This is a genomic window from Streptomyces sp. NPDC005492, from assembly GCF_040605995.1.
Classification (GTDB): domain Bacteria; phylum Actinomycetota; class Actinomycetes; order Streptomycetales; family Streptomycetaceae; genus Streptomyces.
This window is the reverse complement of sequence record NZ_JBEXDX010000024.1, coordinates 1-15,455: the sequence shown is the minus strand read 5'-3', so window position 1 is coordinate 15,455 and position 15,455 is coordinate 1. Positions and strand designations below refer to the sequence as shown.

Annotated in this window: 13 protein-coding genes and 2 pseudogenes; 11 read left to right on the top strand and 4 right to left on the bottom strand. The window is 72.7% G+C overall.

From position 1 onward, the window contains the following. The first annotated feature begins 99 nt into the window (after positions 1–99). The 5 genes and pseudogenes from ABZT04_RS28155 to ABZT04_RS28135 all read left to right on the top strand — a co-directional run. A complete protein-coding gene (locus tag ABZT04_RS28155; RefSeq protein ID WP_356059776.1) occupies positions 100–1,080 on the top strand; it encodes a dehydrogenase in 981 nt (326 codons plus the stop codon). A gap of 163 nt (positions 1,081–1,243) precedes the next feature. Then, positions 1,244–1,642 (top strand): 6-carboxytetrahydropterin synthase, encoded by a 399-nt coding sequence (locus ABZT04_RS28150; RefSeq protein ID WP_355921855.1) that lies wholly within the window; start codon positions 1,244–1,246, stop codon positions 1,640–1,642. After that, positions 1,639–2,823 carry a glycosyltransferase family 4 protein gene (locus ABZT04_RS28145; protein WP_356059775.1) on the top strand — a complete coding sequence of 395 codons (1,185 nt, stop codon included), beginning with the start codon at positions 1,639–1,641 and terminating at the stop codon, positions 2,821–2,823. Before ABZT04_RS28150 ends, ABZT04_RS28145 begins: the two co-directional genes overlap by 4 nt. 641 nt (positions 2,824–3,464) lie before the next feature. Next, complete coding sequence (locus ABZT04_RS28140) at positions 3,465–4,400, top strand: trans-aconitate methyltransferase (RefSeq protein WP_356059870.1); 936 nt, start codon at positions 3,465–3,467, stop codon at positions 4,398–4,400. Then, a pseudogene (locus ABZT04_RS28135) lies at positions 4,397–5,473 on the top strand (lysylphosphatidylglycerol synthase transmembrane domain-containing protein); the annotation flags it as partial. The gene ABZT04_RS28140 and the pseudogene ABZT04_RS28135, both read left to right, overlap by 4 nt. 152 nt (positions 5,474–5,625) lie before the next feature. Here the strand turns inward: ABZT04_RS28135 and ABZT04_RS28130 are convergent. Then, positions 5,626–6,381, bottom strand: a complete 756-nt coding sequence (locus tag ABZT04_RS28130; protein WP_356059774.1) for a creatininase family protein — start codon at positions 6,379–6,381, stop codon at positions 5,626–5,628. 38 nt (positions 6,382–6,419) lie between these two features. On the opposite strand from ABZT04_RS28130, the gene ribA reads away from it, so the two are divergent. Genes ribA through ABZT04_RS28105 form a run of 5 tightly spaced genes read left to right on the top strand, consistent with a single transcriptional unit; the run spans position 6,420 to position 11,439 of the window. Further along, positions 6,420–7,082 carry a GTP cyclohydrolase II gene (gene ribA, locus ABZT04_RS28125; protein WP_356059773.1) on the top strand — a complete coding sequence of 221 codons (663 nt, stop codon included), beginning with the start codon at positions 6,420–6,422 and terminating at the stop codon, positions 7,080–7,082. A 33-nt stretch (positions 7,083–7,115) separates the two neighbouring features. Continuing rightward, positions 7,116–8,099, top strand: a complete 984-nt coding sequence (locus ABZT04_RS28120; protein ID WP_356059772.1) for an ornithine cyclodeaminase family protein — start codon at positions 7,116–7,118, stop codon at positions 8,097–8,099. Next, positions 8,083–9,228 (top strand): FAD-binding oxidoreductase, encoded by a 1,146-nt coding sequence (locus ABZT04_RS28115; protein WP_356059771.1) that lies wholly within the window; start codon positions 8,083–8,085, stop codon positions 9,226–9,228. Before ABZT04_RS28120 ends, ABZT04_RS28115 begins: the two co-directional genes overlap by 17 nt. Further along, positions 9,225–10,292 carry a saccharopine dehydrogenase gene (locus tag ABZT04_RS28110; RefSeq protein WP_356059770.1) on the top strand — a complete coding sequence of 356 codons (1,068 nt, stop codon included), beginning with the start codon at positions 9,225–9,227 and terminating at the stop codon, positions 10,290–10,292. Before ABZT04_RS28115 ends, ABZT04_RS28110 begins: the two co-directional genes overlap by 4 nt. After that, positions 10,285–11,439, top strand: a complete 1,155-nt coding sequence (locus ABZT04_RS28105; protein ID WP_356059769.1) for a saccharopine dehydrogenase family protein — start codon at positions 10,285–10,287, stop codon at positions 11,437–11,439. The genes ABZT04_RS28110 and ABZT04_RS28105 overlap by 8 nt, the downstream gene beginning before the upstream one ends. A 15-nt stretch (positions 11,440–11,454) precedes the next feature. On the opposite strand, the gene ABZT04_RS28100 is transcribed toward ABZT04_RS28105, so the two are convergent. From ABZT04_RS28100 to ABZT04_RS28090, 3 genes and pseudogenes are all read right to left on the bottom strand, one after another. Further along, entirely contained in the window at positions 11,455–12,684 is a 1,230-nt protein-coding gene (locus ABZT04_RS28100) for a serine hydrolase domain-containing protein (protein ID WP_356059768.1), read from the bottom strand. 65 nt (positions 12,685–12,749) lie between these two features. Next, positions 12,750–14,107 (bottom strand): annotated as a pseudogene (locus tag ABZT04_RS28095) (MFS transporter). Beyond that, on the bottom strand, positions 14,104–14,691 hold the full coding sequence (locus ABZT04_RS28090; protein ID WP_356059767.1) for a TetR/AcrR family transcriptional regulator: 588 nt from the start codon (positions 14,689–14,691) through the stop codon (positions 14,104–14,106). The pseudogene ABZT04_RS28095 and the gene ABZT04_RS28090 overlap by 4 nt, the downstream one beginning before the upstream one ends. Positions 14,692–14,765: 74 nt before the next feature. Between ABZT04_RS28090 and ABZT04_RS28085 the strand changes: the two genes are divergently transcribed. Continuing rightward, on the top strand, positions 14,766–15,221 hold the full coding sequence (locus ABZT04_RS28085) for a PPOX class F420-dependent oxidoreductase (protein WP_356059766.1): 456 nt from the start codon (positions 14,766–14,768) through the stop codon (positions 15,219–15,221). Positions 15,222–15,455: the final 234 nt, after the last annotated feature.

The window sequence follows — 15,455 nt, the reverse complement described above, 5'->3', positions numbered from 1 at the left end:
CCCTCCGGCCAGATGACAGAGTCGATCAACGCCGCGTACTGTGCGCGGCCTGTGGTTACCCGTACGTGAACAGCTTCCCGATCGTTCAGGAGGATTCCGATGAAGCGCACCGCACGGGCGTTCTGGATCGGCGCTCCGGGTCACGGCGAGGTCCGCGAGGTGGACCTGCCGGACCCCGCCGAGGGCGAGGTGCTGGTCCGTTCCCTGTGGTCGGGCGTGAGCCGCGGCACCGAGACCCTGGTCTTCCGCGGGGGCGTGCCCGAGAGCCAGCACGCGGCGATGCGGGCCCCCTTCCAGGAGGGCGACTTCCCGGGCCCGGTGAAGTACGGCTACCTCAATGTGGGGGTGGTGGAGGAGGGCCCGGACGCGCTGCTCGGCCGCACCGTCTTCTGCCTCTACCCGCACCAGACGCGCTACGTCGTCCCCGCGAGCGCCGTGACACCGGTGCCCGACTCCGTGCCCGCCGGGCGGGCCGTCCTCGCCGGAACCGTGGAGACCGCCGTCAACGCCCTGTGGGACGCGAGGCCGCTGATCGGCGACCGGATCGCCGTGGTCGGCGGCGGCATGGTCGGCTGCTCGGTGGCCGCGCTGCTGGCCCGCTTCCCCGGCGTACGCGTCCAGTTGGTGGACGCCGACCCGGAGCGCGCCAAGACCGCCGAGGCCCTCGGCGTCGGCTTCGCGCTGCCCGGGGACGCGCTCGGCGAGTGCGACCTCGTCGTCCACGCCAGCGCCACCGAACAGGGCCTCGCCCGCGCACTGGAACTCCTCAGCGCGGAGGGCACGGTCCTCGAACTGAGCTGGTACGGCGACCGGAAGGTCAGCCTCCCGCTCGGCGAGGCCTTCCACTCCCGCCGCCTGGTCATCCGCAGCAGCCAGGTCGGCACCGTCTCCCCGAACCGGGCCGGCCGCAGCTACGCCGACCGGCTCGCCCTCGCCCTGGACCTGCTCGCCGACCCCGCGCTCGACGCGTTGGTCACCGGCGAGAGCGACTTCGAGGAGCTGCCTCAGCTGCTGCCGAGACTCGCCTCAGGAGAGCTTCCGGCCCTGTGCCACCGGGTCCGCTACACCGACCTCGGCTGAGAAACGTTCAATTCCGTACCACCAGTCCCTACGACAAGAGCGTCTGACCTGAGAAAAGAGTGAGAGAGGGCTGAACAGGGGGAGGCGTGCAGCCGTACTACACGGCATCCCCCGGCAGGGATCAGCCAGGGGACCAGACGCGCCGCACCTGGAGGGTCGTCCGTTGTTCAGCATCACCGTCCGCGATCACATCATGATCGCCCACAGCTTCCACGGCGAAGTGTTCGGGCCCGCGCAGCGGTTGCACGGAGCCACGTTCCTCGTGGACGCCACCTTCCGCCGCGCAGAGCTGGACGACGACAACATCGTCGTCGACATCGGACTGGCCACCCAGGAACTGGGCGCAGTGGTCAGCGAGTTGAACTACAGAAACCTCGACAACGAGCCCGACTTCGCCGGTGTCAACACCTCGACGGAGTTCCTCGCGAAGGTCATCGCCGACCGGCTCGCCGAGCGGATCGACAAGGGCGCGCTGGGCGAGGGCGCCCGCGGCCTGGCCGCCCTCCAGGTCACCCTGCACGAGTCGCACGTCGCCTGGGCGAGTTACGAGCGTGCCCTGTGAGCGACGTGACCATCGACCGCGCCCCCTCGCTGGGATTCCTGCCCGCGCAGCGCGCGGCCTCCCGGAATACCGAGATCATCCCCATGTCCCTGCGCACCGTGCACTTCGTGATGCCCGGCGGTGTCGACGACCCGGCCGCGCCGAGCGGCGGCAACGCCTACGACCGGCGCGTCAGCCTGGACCTGCCCGGCTTCGGCTGGCAGGTCCACAAGCACGCCGTGGACGGCGAGTGGCCCCGGCCGGACGCCGCCGCCCGCGCGGAACTCGCCCGGACGCTGCGCGAGTTGCCGGACGGCGCCGCCGTGCTCCTCGACGGGATCGTGGCCTGCGGCGTCCCCGAGATCGTCGTCCCCGAGGCCGACCGGCTAGGCCTCGCCGTCCTCGTCCACCTCCCGCTCGGCGACGAGACCGGCCTGGACGCCGCCGTCGCCGCGGAGCTGGACGCCAAGGAGCGCACCGTCCTGCGCGCGGTGTCCGCGGTCATCGGCACCAGCGACTGGGCGGTCCGCCGCCTCGTCTCCCACCACGGCCTCGCCCCCGAGCGCGTCCATGTCGCCACCCCCGGCGCCGACATCGCCCCGCTCGCCTCCGGCACCGACGGCGTCTCCCACCTCCTGTGCGTCGCCGCCGTCACCCCGCGCAAGGGCCAGCACCGGCTGATCGAGGCCCTCGCCGCGGCCGCCGACCTGCCGTGGACCTGCGTCTGCGTCGGCGGCCTCGGCCACGACCCGGAGTACGTAGACCACCTGCGCGGCCTCATCAGGCAGTACGGCCTCCAGGACCGGCTGCACCTCGCGGGCCCGCAGGCCGGCGCCGAACTCGACGCCAGCTACGCCTCCGCCGACCTCATGGTCCTCATGTCGTACGCCGAGACCTACGGCATGGCCGTCACCGAGGCCCTCGCGCGCGGGATCCCCGTGCTGGCCACGGACGTCGGAGGCCTCCCCGAGGCGGTCGGCCGCGCCCCCGACGGCGGGGTGCCCGGCATCCTCGTCCCGCCGGAGGACCCCGCCGCCCTCGCCGCCGAACTGCGCGGCTGGTTCGGCGAGGCCGACGTGCGCCGACGTCTGAAGGCGGCGGCCCGGGGCCGCCGCGCGGCCCTCGACGGCTGGGCCACCACGGCCCGCAGCCTCGCCGGCGTACTCACCCGGCTTCCCAGCGAATCCCGGAGGGCGGCATGAGGAAGACGACGACCACCCAGGTCGAGGGCCGGCGCATTCCGGCGCAGCCGGGACCCAGGGGCGTCCCCCTGGGCATGCTGGTGCCCCCGACGCAGCCCGCACCGATGGACACGACGGCCCAGCAGCCGGGACCGGAGGACGTGATGGCGAACCCCGCGCCGGCGGACGAGGCGGTCGCGGTGGCCGCGGCGGCGAAGACTCCGGCCTCGGCAGGGTCCGCTCTGCCGACGCTCGGCGGGCCGACGGCGCCGGCCGCGGTGGCCGCGCCGGATCCGGTGGTTGCCGGTGAGGCGGGACACGGGGTGGCGGCGAAGACACCGGCCGAGACCGGATCCGCGCTGCCGACGGTCGGCGGGCCCGCAACTCCGGCCGCGGTGGCCGCCAGTGAGGCGAGGCGCCCGGTGGCGAAGGCTTCTGCGGAGGTCGGATCCGTCGTGTCGGCGGTTGGTGGGCCGGCGGTACCGGCCGCGGTGGCCGCCGGTGAGGCGGGGCACGCGGCAGCGAAGGCTTCTGTGGAGGCCGGATCCGTGGTGTCGGCGGTTGACGCAACGGTCGTGCCGACCTCGGCGGCCACGCCAGATCCGTCGGCCGCCAGTGAAGCGGGGCCCGCGGCAGCGAAGGCTTCTGCGGAGGCCGGATCCGTGCCGTCGACGGATGCCGCGTCCGGTGCCGTGATCCCCGGTGCCGGTCCCGCGAACCCGTCCGGTGAGCGGGCCACCGTACGGCTGCGGGACGTCGGGCCCGACGATCCGCCCCGGTACGCGCCCGAGTGGCTGGAGTTGAGGGAAGGGGCCGACGCCGCTGCGCGGGCGCCCGAGCTGCTCGACCCGCTGCGGATTCGGCTGGCCAATCTGCCGGGGCGGTCCGGGGTCGTCATCCACGACCTGGGCTGCGGCACCGGCTCGATGGGGCGGTGGCTCGCCCCCCGCCTCGACGGCGCCCAGCACTGGATCCTGCACGACCGCGACCCCTACCTCCTGCACTTCGCCGCCGTGGCCTCCCCGCGCGCCGCCGCCGACGGCAGCCGCGTCACGGTCGAGACCCGGCGCGGCGACGTGGCCCGGCTGACCCCGGACGCGCTGGTCGGCGCCTCGCTGGTGACGGCCTCCGCCCTGCTCGACGTCCTCACCCGCGAGGAGGTCGACGCCCTCGTCGCCGCCTGTGTCGGCGCCGGCTGCCCCGCGCTGCTCACCCTCTCCGTCGCCGGGCGGGTCGAACTCACTCCGTCCGACCCGATGGACGCCGAGATCGCCGACGCGTTCAACGCCCACCAGCGGCGCGACGGACTCCTCGGCCCGGACGCCGTCACCGTCACCTGCGAGGCCTTCGCCGCGCACGGCGCGACGGTCCGCGTCCACCCCAGCACCTGGCGGCTCGGCCCGGACCATCTCGCGCTGACCGCCGAGTGGCTGCGCGGCTGGGTCGGCGCGGCCGTCGAGGAGCGCCCCGAACTGAAGGAGCGCGCCGACCGCTATCTCGCGCGGCGCCTCGCGGCCTGCGCGGCAGGGGAGTTGACCGTGCTGGTCCACCACAGCGATCTGCTGGCGCTGGCCCGGCCCACAGGGGGGACGTCATGAGCGTCGAGACGATGCGGACGGTCGCACCGCGACCCGGCACCAGGACCCGCCGGGCGCGCGTCGACCGGCCCGCGCCGGTCGCCCTCGAACTGCGCGCCCAGGCCCCCGTGGAGGAGGTGCGCCAACGCCCCGCGCACACCCCACCGCTGCACAGCGCGGCCGTCTCCGGCGACCGCATCGGGGTGATCGTCGCCGCCCCGCGCCCCGCCGCAGAGCCCGCCTCCCGCGCCCGCCGCGTCCTGCGCGCGATCCTGAACCGGGTGAACTCCCGCGCGGTACGCACCCACTTCGGCACGGTCGCCGGCATCACCATCCTCGGCGTCCTCCTCTGGCGCCTGGGCACCGGCGTCTTCCTGGACGGTCTGCGCCGCATCGACGTACCGACCCTGCTGATCGGGCTCGGCATCGGCCTGGTCACCACCGTCTTCAGCGCCTGGCGCTGGGCCCTGGTGGCCCGCGGGCTGCGCATCAAGCTGCCGCTCGGCCCCGCCGTCGCCGACTACTACCGCGCCCTGTTCCTCAACGCGGCCCTGCCCGGCGGCATCCTCGGCGACGTGCACCGCGCGGTCCGCCACGGACAGAGCGCCGGCGACATGGGCCGCGCCGTACGGGCCGTCGTCCTGGAACGCGTCGCGGGGCAGATCGCGCTGGCCGTCGTGGGGGTGGCGGTCCTGCTGGGCCTGGACTCCCCGGTGATGTCCGACGCGCGCAGCATCGCCCCGCTGGTCCTGCTCGCCGCCGTCGGAGCGCTCGCGGTCGTGGCCGCCGTACGGATGAACCGTCCGCCCACCGCCACCCGTCGGAGCCGTGCCCTGCGCACCACCCTCGACGAGGTCCGCGCCGGACTGTTCTCCCGCGCCAACTGGCCCGGCGTCGCCCTCTCCTCGCTGGTCATCCTGGCGGGCCACCTCGCGATGTTCGTGGTCGCCGCGCACGCCGCCGGATCGGCCGCCTCCGTCGCCCAGTTGCTGCCGATCGCGGTCCTCGCGCTGGTCGCCATGGGCCTGCCGCTGAACGTCGGCGGCTGGGGGCCCCGCGAGGGCGTCACCGCCTGGGCGTTCGGCGCCGCCGGCCTCGGCGCGAGCAGCGGACTGTCCGTCGCCGTCATCTACGGCGTGCTCAGCTTCGCCGCCGCCGCGCCCGGCCTGCTGGTCCTGGTCGCCCGCTGGTACGCGGGACTGCGCACCACCGGGCCCGGCACCGCCGTACCGGACCCGGCAGCCGCTCATTCGTCGGCGGTCAGCAGCGAGAAATACGCGCCGAAGGAATCGGCGAGGCTCGCCAGCAAGGCCTTCCCCTTTTCTGCGGAACCCAGGGAAGGCCGCCCGATGACGCCCGACTCGGTATAGCCGGACATTCCGAGCGTCAGGAGATGGCGACGGTCGTCGGCGACGAAATCGGAGGTCTCATATCCGGGACGGATCAATTCGGGATGAGCGTGCAGAAGAATGGAGGTCTCGATTTCCCCCGCATGCATATCGGTGAGCGGCGAGGTCAGCACCCCGGCCCGCTCCAGGGCCGTCTCCCAGTCCTCGGCGGCCGGGAACAGCGCCATCCGCTCCCCGCGCGCGGAGGACTCCTGAACGACGTTGCCCAGTACGTAGTTTCCGCCGTGACCGTTGACCACCACCAGGGTCTCGACCCCCGACCGGCGGAGCGAGTCCGCGATGTCCCGCACCACCGCATGAAGGGTCACGGAAGAGATGCTGACGGTCCCCGGCCAGGCCGCGTGCTCGTGCGAACAGGACATGGTCACCGGCGGGAGGAGATGCACCGGGTACGCCGCGGCGATCTCCCGCGCGACGGCACAGGCGACGAGCGTGTCGGTCGCCAGCGGGAGATACGGGCCGTGCTGCTCGAAACTGCCGACCGGAAGGACGGCGACCTGCGTTGAGACACCTGCCCCCCTGACCCGTACGTCCTGTGTGGTGTCCGCCGGCACCAGTCCGTTTGCCGCCGTCCGTGAGCCCGAACCATTCATTGTTTCACGGCCTTTCGTCTCTGCTTAGGAACCAGATCATGACAGAAAACATTGGCGTACTCGGCAAGAAGAAGTCTCCACAGCCCACGGGCGTGGAACGCGTCGTGAATGCTCCCTTGCCCACCGTGTACGGCACATTCCAGGCGATCGGCTACCTGGACCACGACCGCGGTGACGAGCAAGTGGCCCTGGTTCACGGCGACATCGGCACGGACGACGTACTCACCCGGCTGCACTCGGAGTGCCTGACGGGCGACGCCTTCGGCTCCCAGCACTGCGAGTGCGGCGACCAGTTGGACGCCGCGATGCGGGCTGTGGTCGCCGAAGGCCGGGGCATAGTCGTCTACTTGAGAGGGCACGAGGGCCGCGGCATCGGCCTGCTCGCCAAGCTGCGCGCGATGGCATTGCAGGCGGAGGGCCTGGACACCGTCGAGGCGAACCTGGCCCTCGGCCTGCCGGTCGACGCCCGCGACTACGGCGTCGCCGCCGAGATCCTGCGCGACCTGGGCGTGGCGAGCGTCCGCCTGATGTCCAACAACCCGCGCAAACGCGAGGCGTTGCTGGACCACGGCATCAAAGTGGTCGAAGAGGTACCGCTGTTGATCCCGCCGTGCGAGAACAACATCACCTACCTGCGCACCAAGCGGGAACGCCTCGACCACCGCCTGCCCCATCTGGACGCGGTGGCGCACTGGTCCTGATTCCGGCGGGCGGAGTCCGGATAGGAAGAGGGAATGACCGACGACGTCCTCTTCCTCTCCGGCGACCGGGTCGGGCGCCTGCTCGACACCGACGCGGCCATCACCTCGCAGCGCGCGGCCTTCACCGCGCTCGGCGACGGCGAAGCCGACGTGCCCGGCAAGATCATGTACCCGAGCCGCTTCGACGACAGCGTTGTCTTCGCCTATGTCTCCCGGCTGTCGGCGGGCACCGGGGCGGTGGCGAAGTTCGGCAGCGTCAACCCCGCCAACGCCCGAGCCGGGCTGCCCACCGTGCACGCGGTGATCAGTGCGCTGGACCCGGTCACCGGCGAGCTGGTGGCGGTCATGGACGGCACGGCGGTGACCACCCTGCGCACGGCCGCGGGCAGCGCCGTAGCCGTCGACGCCCTGGCCGCCCCCGACGCCGCCCACCTCGCCGTCCTCGGCTCCGGCACCCAGGCCCTCGCCCACGTCCGCGCGATCGCCCGGGTCCGGGACCTGAAGTCCGTACGCCTGTGGAGCCCGCACCCCGAGCGCCGCACCCGCGCCGCCGCGATGCTGGCCGCCGAACTGCCCTTCCCCGTCGAGGCGGTGGACACCGCGCAGGCGGCCGTCACCGGCGCGTCCCTGGTCGCGACCTGCACCCTCAGCACCACACCCGTGGTGCACGGCGCCTGGCTGGCGCCCGGCTGCACCGTCGTCAGCGTGGGCTCCTTCGAACCCACCCGCAGCGAGGTCGACCCCGAGGTCCTACGGCGGTCCGCGGCCGTCGTGGTCGACGACCCGGAGACCGCCGCCGGACACGCCGGACCGATCATCGACGCCCTGCGCGAGGGACTGCTCGGCGCCGACGACCTGGTCCCGCTCGGCGCCGTACTCACCGGACGCCGCCGCGCCCGCACCCGACCGGACGACATCGTCCACTACAACAGCGTCGGACTCGGCATCCAGGACGCGGCCGCGGCCTGGGCCGTCGTCGACGCGGCAAGAAGGAGCGCCCGTGAAGCGTCAGGCTGAGGTCGTCGTCATCGGCGGCGGGGTCATCGGGACCAGCATCACCTACCACCTGGCCCGCGCCGGCGTCAGAGACGTGGTCCTGGTCGAACGGGACGAACTCGGCGCCGGGTCCACCTCGAAGGCGGCCGGCGGAGTGCGGGCCCAGTTCTCCGACGGGCTCAACGTGCGACTGGGCGCCCGCAGCCTGGAGGCCTTCGAACGCTTCGAGGAGGACACCGGGTACGACATCGACTTACATCGCGTCGGCTATCTGTTCCTGCTGTCGACGCCCGAGGAGGTCGCCTCCTTCGAGAAGGGCGTCCGGCTGCAGAACTCCCTCGGTGTGCCCAGCCGCATGATCGACCCGGCGGAGGCCCGCCGCCTCTCCCCGCTCATCAGCACCGAGGGCCTCCTCGCCGCCGCCTACTCGCCCGACGACGGCCACTGCACCCCCGAAGCCGTCGTCCACGGCTACGCCTCCGCCGCCCGCGCCCACGGTGCGACGATCCTGCGCCACACCGATGTCACCGGCATCGAGACCCACGGCGACCGCATCACCGCCGTGCTGACGACCCTGGGCCGCATCGACACCGGCACGGTGATCTGCGCGGCCGGCGCCTGGTCCAAGGGCATCGGCGCGATGGTCGGCGTGGACCTGCCCGTGCAGCCACTGCGCCGCCAGATCGCGGTCACCGAACCCGTGCCGGGACTGCCGCCCACGCTCCCCATGACGATCGACTTCACCACCAGCCTCTACTTCCACACCGAGGGCCCCGGCCTCCTCGTCGGCATGTCCGACCCCGACGAGCGTCCCGGCTTCGCCACCGACACCCACGACCGCTGGATCCCGCGCCTGGCCGAGGCCATGCGCCGGCGCGCCCCCGGCCTCCTGGACCTGCGCCGCACCGGCGGCTGGGCGGGGCTGTACGAGAACACCCCGGACCACAACGCCCTGATCGGCGAGGCGACTTCGGTCTCCCGCTTCCTCTACGCCACCGGCTTCTCCGGCCACGGTTTCCTCCAGGGGCCGGCCGTCGGCGAGGTGCTCCGCGACCTGTACCTCGGCCACGTACCCTTCGTGGACGTCAGCCCCCTGAGCGCCGGCCGGTTCGCGGCCGACGCCCCGCGCCCGGAGGACAACCTGGTATGACCGAGCTGCATCTGTGGCTGCGCCACGAGGCCCGCACGACCGAACGCCGCACCCCGGTCGTCCCCTCCGACGCCCGCCGGCTCGTCGAGAGCGGGGTGGCCCTGACCGTCGAGGAGTCCCCGCAGCGGATCTTCCCGATCGAGGAGTACGAGGCGGTCGGCGCCAAAGTGGCACCCGCGGGTTCCTGGGTGTCGGCGCCGGACGACGCGGTGATCCTCGGCCTGAAGGAACTCCCGGACGAACCCGCCGAGTTGCGACACCGTCATATCTTCTTCGGGCACGTCTACAAGGACCAGCCGGGAGCGACGGACCTGCTGCGACGCTTCGGCGCCGGGGGCGGTGCGCTGCTCGACCTCGAATACCTGGTGGACGACGACGGCCGCCGCCTCGCCGCGTTCGGCTTCTGGGCCGGCTACCTGGGCGCGGCCCTGGCCGTGCTCCAGCACCGGGGCCGACTGCTCGCACCGCTGACCCCCACCTCGAAGGAGGAGCTGGACGAGACGCTCCAACCCACCGCCGGGGACGCGGAGTTCAGCGCGCTGGTGATCGGCGCGCTGGGCCGCAGCGGCCGGGGAGCACAGGCCGCGTTCGCCACGGCCGGCATCGCCCCGACCTGTTGGGACCTGGCCGAGACCCAGAACCTGGACCGCCCCGCCCTGTTGGCCCACGACGCACTGGTCAACTGCGTTCTTGCGACCAGCCCCGTCCCGCCCTTCCTCCGCGACGAGGACCTCGACGACCCCGCCCGCCGCCTGCGCACTGTCTCGGACGTCACCTGCGACGTGGGCTCACCCCTCAACGTGCTGCCGGTCTACGACCGTACGACCGAATGGACGTCCCCCGTACGGCAGTTGCGCGGGCGGCCCCCGCTCGACCTCATCGCGATCGACAACCTGCCGTCCCTGCTGCCGAGGGAGTCCAGCACCGACTTCTCGGCCGCGCTCCTGCCCCAACTCCTGGACTTCGGGACCGGCGGGGCGTGGGGGCGCTGCCTCGACCTGTTCCGTACGACGTCCCGTGCACTCGGTATCGCAGTAGCGGAAGGGGAGTCGGACCATGTCTGAGGTGGTGCGCGCGAGCGGTACCGTCCACTGGATCGGCGCCGGGCTGTCCACCGGCAGCGGGCTCGCCCTGCTCTGCGACGCCGCCCGGCGGGTGCGGCTGTGGCACCGCACCGAGGAGCGCGCGGCACTGGCCCTCGATCACCTGGGCCTGACCGGGCGCGCCGAACCGCGCGCCTTCGAACTCGCCGCGCTCACCGCCGAACTGGCGCCCGGAGACATCGTCGTCTCCATGCTGCCCGCGCCCGAACACGCCGCGCTGCTGGCGGTCTGTGTGCGGAGGCGGGCGCACTTCGCCTGTTCCAGCTATGTCTCGGACGCCGTACTGGAACAGGTACCGGCGGCAGCCGAGGCGGGCATCGTCGTCCTCACGGAGGCCGGACTCGACCCCGGCATCGACCACCTCTTCGCGCACAGCCTCGTCGCCCGGGCGCGGGAGGCGATCGGCGCGGACACGGCGGCCTCCTACAGCCTCACCTCGTACTGCGGCGGCGTCCCCGCGGTGCCCAACGACTTCCGGTACCGCTTCAGTTGGGCCCCGGCCGGAGTGCTGGGCGCGCTGCGCTCGCCGGCCCGCTACCTGGAGGACGGGGCGGAGACGGTCGCCGTACGCCCGTGGGAGGCGACCCGGACGCATGTCGTCGACGGTGAGACCTTCGAGGTCTATCCGAACCGGGACAGCGTGCCGTTCATCGAGCAGTACGGGCTGCCGGCGGCCTGGACACCGCGGACGTTCGTGCGTGGCACGCTGCGCCTGGAGGGCTGGCTGCGGGCCTGGGACGCGGTGTTCGAGGAGCTGAAGGCGGGCGACGACACCCGGATCGCCGCGCTGGCAAGGGAGTTGGCCGCCACCTACCCGACCACGGAGGCCGACCACGACCGGGTCGTCCTCGCGGTGTCCCTGGATGTCCGGAGCGACTCGGGTGGCACGTGGTCCGGCGGCTACCTCCTCGACCTGGTCGGCGACGAGGAGGAGAGCGCGATGGCCCGCTGTGTCTCGCGTCCCCTGTCCCTCGCCGTCCGCCACATCCTCTCCGACGACCTGCCGTCCGGTCTGAACCGGGCGGCGGAGACGGCGGAGCGGTCGAGGGAGTGGCTGAGCGAACTGGCGGGGGAGGGGCTGGAGTTCACGTTGAGGGTGGACGCGTAGTCCGCCCCTCGGGGGTCAGTCGACGATCGCCTCGTGCACCAACTGCTTCAGCTCCGGGATGATCTTCAGGGAGGACTTGGGCCGTAGCTGGGTCATGAACTGCACGGTGAGATCGCGGCCCGGGTCCACCCAGAACGTCGTCGTCGCCGCCCCGCTCCAGCCGAACGTGCCCAGCCCCGTGGGGGATTGGGTGCGCTCGGGGTCGATGACGACGGAGACGCTGAGGCCGAAACCGATGCCGTCGTTGCCGGGTTCCTGGTGCGCGGGGCTGCCGAAGGCGCGCATGTCGGCGCCGCCGGGGAGGTGGTTGCTGGTCATCAGGTCGACGGTCTCGGGCGCGAGCAGCCGAGTACCGTCGAGTTCGCCCCGGCGCCGCAGGAACTCGGCGAACCGGTGCACGTCGTACGGGCTCGCCGCCATCCCGCCGCTGCCCGACAGGAACCGCGGCCGGCCGCCCCGCAGCGGCAGCCCGGCGATCGGCTCGATCCCGCCGCCGTCGGCGTCGCCGTACAGCTCGGAGAGCCGGTCGGCCTTCTCGTCCGGGACCTGGAAGCCGGCGTCCCGCATGCCGAGCGGTTGGAAGATCCGCTCAGCGAAGAACTCGTCGAGCCGCTGCCCGGACACCACCTCGACGACCCGGCCCAGCACATTGGACGCGACGGAGTAGTTCCACTGCGTGCCCGGCTCGAACTGGAGCGGCAGAGACGCGTACACGTCGATCGCCTCTGCCAGGTTCGCGCCGGGCGGCACCGACGACTCCAGGTGCGCCTCCCGGTAGAGGGCGTCGACCGGGTGCGAGTGGTAGAAGGCGAAGGTCAGGCCCGAGGTGTGGGTCATCAGATGCCGGATCAGCATCGGCTGCTCCACCGGCCGGGTCTTCACGTCGGCGCCCGAGCCGCTGTCGTAGACCCGCATGTCGGCGAAGGCCGGAAGATGGTCGCCGACCGGGTCGTCAAGGGAGAGCCTGCCCTCCTCGACCAGGAGCAGGGCGGCGACCGCGGTGACCGGCTTGGTCATGGAGTAGATCCGGTACAACGTGTCCGATGTGACCGGCAGTTGGGCGGCGACATCGCGGTGCCCGTGGGCGGTGAGGTGGGCGACACGGCCGCCGCGGGCCACGGACACCAGGAACCCCGGCAGGCGCTCCACGTCGACATAGTGGGCGAAGTGCTGGTCCAGGCGGTCCAACGCCTTGTGATCCAGTCCGACCTCGTCCGGGTCGACCTCTTGTCGCAGCTGTGCCATGGCTCTCCTCCGAAGTACGTTCACGAGGTGGGGTCCCGCATACCCGGCCCCGGACACCTCGGAACTCATCGTCGCTCAGGAACACCTGCGCGGTCTCCTGTAACCGGGGGATGTGTGAGCGACGCGACTGTCCGGCCCGGCAGCGCGCGCCCCGCGAGAACGCCGGTCAGAGCCGTCGCGGCGAGCACCCCGAGCGCCCACTCCCGGCCGCTCGCGGCCATGAGAGCGCTCCCTACGGCGACGCCGAGCGCCGGACCCACGTTCGCCACGGTCTGCTTGAGCCCGCCCGCCACTCCGGCCGACTCCACGGCGGCCGCCCGCACCACCACCTGGGTCGTCGCCACCATCACCGTCCCGAACCCGGCCCCCAGCAGGGCGAATCCGGAGCACACCGCGACCGTGCCCGAGGCCCGCGTCAGCACGAGCACCCCGAGGGTCAGGACCACCGTCGCCGCTCCGGCCGTACGACGGGCCCCCGCCCTGCGCAGCAGGATCGCGCTGCCGGGTGCGGCGAGGACCATCGCCGCCGCCAACGGCAGCCCCCGCAGGGCGCTTTGGAAGGGGCTGAGCCCGAACGAACCCTGGAGGACGTAGGTGACGACGAACAGCGTCCCGGAGAACGCGGCCGAGGCCGCGAGGAGCATGCCGAGCGCACCGCGGACCGCCGCCGACCCGACGACGTCCGGTGGCAGCAGCGGATGCGCGGTACGGCGCTCGTGCCGGACGAAGGCGGCACCGGCGAGCACGGACACCATGAGCCCACCGGCCGAGCCGGGCAGATCCACCAGCGCCTGGACGAGCGCGGCCAGGGACAGCGCGAGCAGCAGGGCCCCGGGCAGATCCAGCCGCACGTCGTGCGACTCCCGCGCCTCGGGCCCCCGCACTGTCAGGGCCAGTACGCCGAACACCAGCGAGGGCACGACATGGAGGAAGAACACGGCCCGCCACCCCACCGCGCCCACCAACGCCCCGCCCACCAACGGTCCGGCGGCCGCCGCGAGACCGATCACGCTCGTCCGTACGGCGATCGGCATGCCGAGTCGGTCCGGCGGGAACGCGGCACGCAGCATGCCGAGCGTGGCCGGCTGGAGCAGCGCGCCGAACACCCCCTGGACGGCACGGAGTCCGATCATCCACCCGACGTTCGGCGCGAGGCCGATCCCGGCCGAGGCGGCCCCGAAGCCGAGCATGCCGAGCCCGAACACCCGCTGATGCCCGTACCGGTCGCCGATCCGCCCGGCCGACACCAACAGACTTGCCACCGCGACCAGATACGCGGTACCGGTCCACTGGACCTGGGCGAGCGAGGCCCCCAACTCCCCTGCACCGTGGGCTGTACGACGGTGAGTACGGTCCCGTCCAGCGCGACGATCGCCGCCCCCGCCGCACTGCTCGCCAGGATCAACCGCCGACGCGCGGTCACAGGGCGCCCTCCGGACCGAGGTGCGCGTCGAGAGCGGACCGCAGCAGGGGTACGAAGTCCTCGGCGCCGGTGGCCAGTTGGAGGCTGCCCCAGCTCCAGAGCTGGGCGATGCCGTGCAGGTTCGCCCACAGCGCGCCCGCGACCGGGCGGGCGTCCGCGCCGGGACGGGCCCGCCCGACGAGATCCACCAGGACCCCGAACAACGGCAGGCTGCTGTCCCGAAGCCCCAAATGCCCGCTCTCCAGCAGATCATGACGGAACATCAACTCGTACATCCCGGGGTTGCCGAGCGCGAACTCCAGATAGACCCGCCCCAGCGCCGCCACCTGCTCCCGGGGGCTCGCCGTACCGTCCCTGATCACCCCCGCCGCCCGCTCACCCAGCTCGGCGAAGCCGCGCCGCGCGATGGCGGACAGCAGCTCCAGGTGGGTGGGGAAATAGCGGCGCGGTGCCCCGTGCGAGACACCGGCCCGCCGGGCGATCTCCCGCAGCGTGAGGGCCTGCGCCCCTTCCCCCGCCACCAGCTCCACACCGACGTCGACGAGCCGGTCCCGCAGTCCCGCGACTGCTTCCGCATCACTCATAGACACTGTCTACCAGGTGGTCGTAGACAGTGTCTACCGGGAATGGTGGATGTCTCGTACCCGTTGTCGTGGTTATGACCCAGAACACGACACAGGACGACGCGCCACTCCTCCGGCTGCTGTCCGACGGCCACGGCGGAGTGCTGGTCACCCTCAAGAGCGACGGCCGGCCCCAGTTGTCGAACGTCGGCCACGCCTACTACCCCGACGAGCGCGTCATCCGCGTCTCGATCACCGACGACCGCGCCAAGACCCGCAACCTGCGCCGCGACCCCCGCGCCTCGTACCACGTGACCAGCCCCGACCGCCGCGCCTACACGGTCGCCGAGGGCACGGCCGAGCTCACGCCGGTCGCGCGGGACCCGCACGACGACACGGTGGAGGAACTCGTCCGGCTCTACCGCGACATCGTCGGCGAGCATCCGGACTGGGACGAGTACCGGGCGGCGATGGTGCGGGACCGGCGGCTGGTGCTGAGGCTGCGGGTGGAGCGGGCGTACGGGATCCCGGCGGGGGAGAACCGGGGCTGAGCCGCGCTTGGCGCCAGCCGTTCGATGGGGAGTTCGGAGGTCGGGCGCAGGCCGGAAACTGCCCGGAGTTGACCGCCGAAGCTCGCTGAAGTCGTCGTGGAGTGTTCGGGCAACGACAGTCGGCCCCGGGCCCGCGCGCACCGGCCGCCCCTGAAATCGGCCGAGCTGCGCTCGGTCCCGGTCGCCCCGTTCCGCCGGCCCGAGCGTGTCGCGGACCCGGTCCTGTGGGACCAG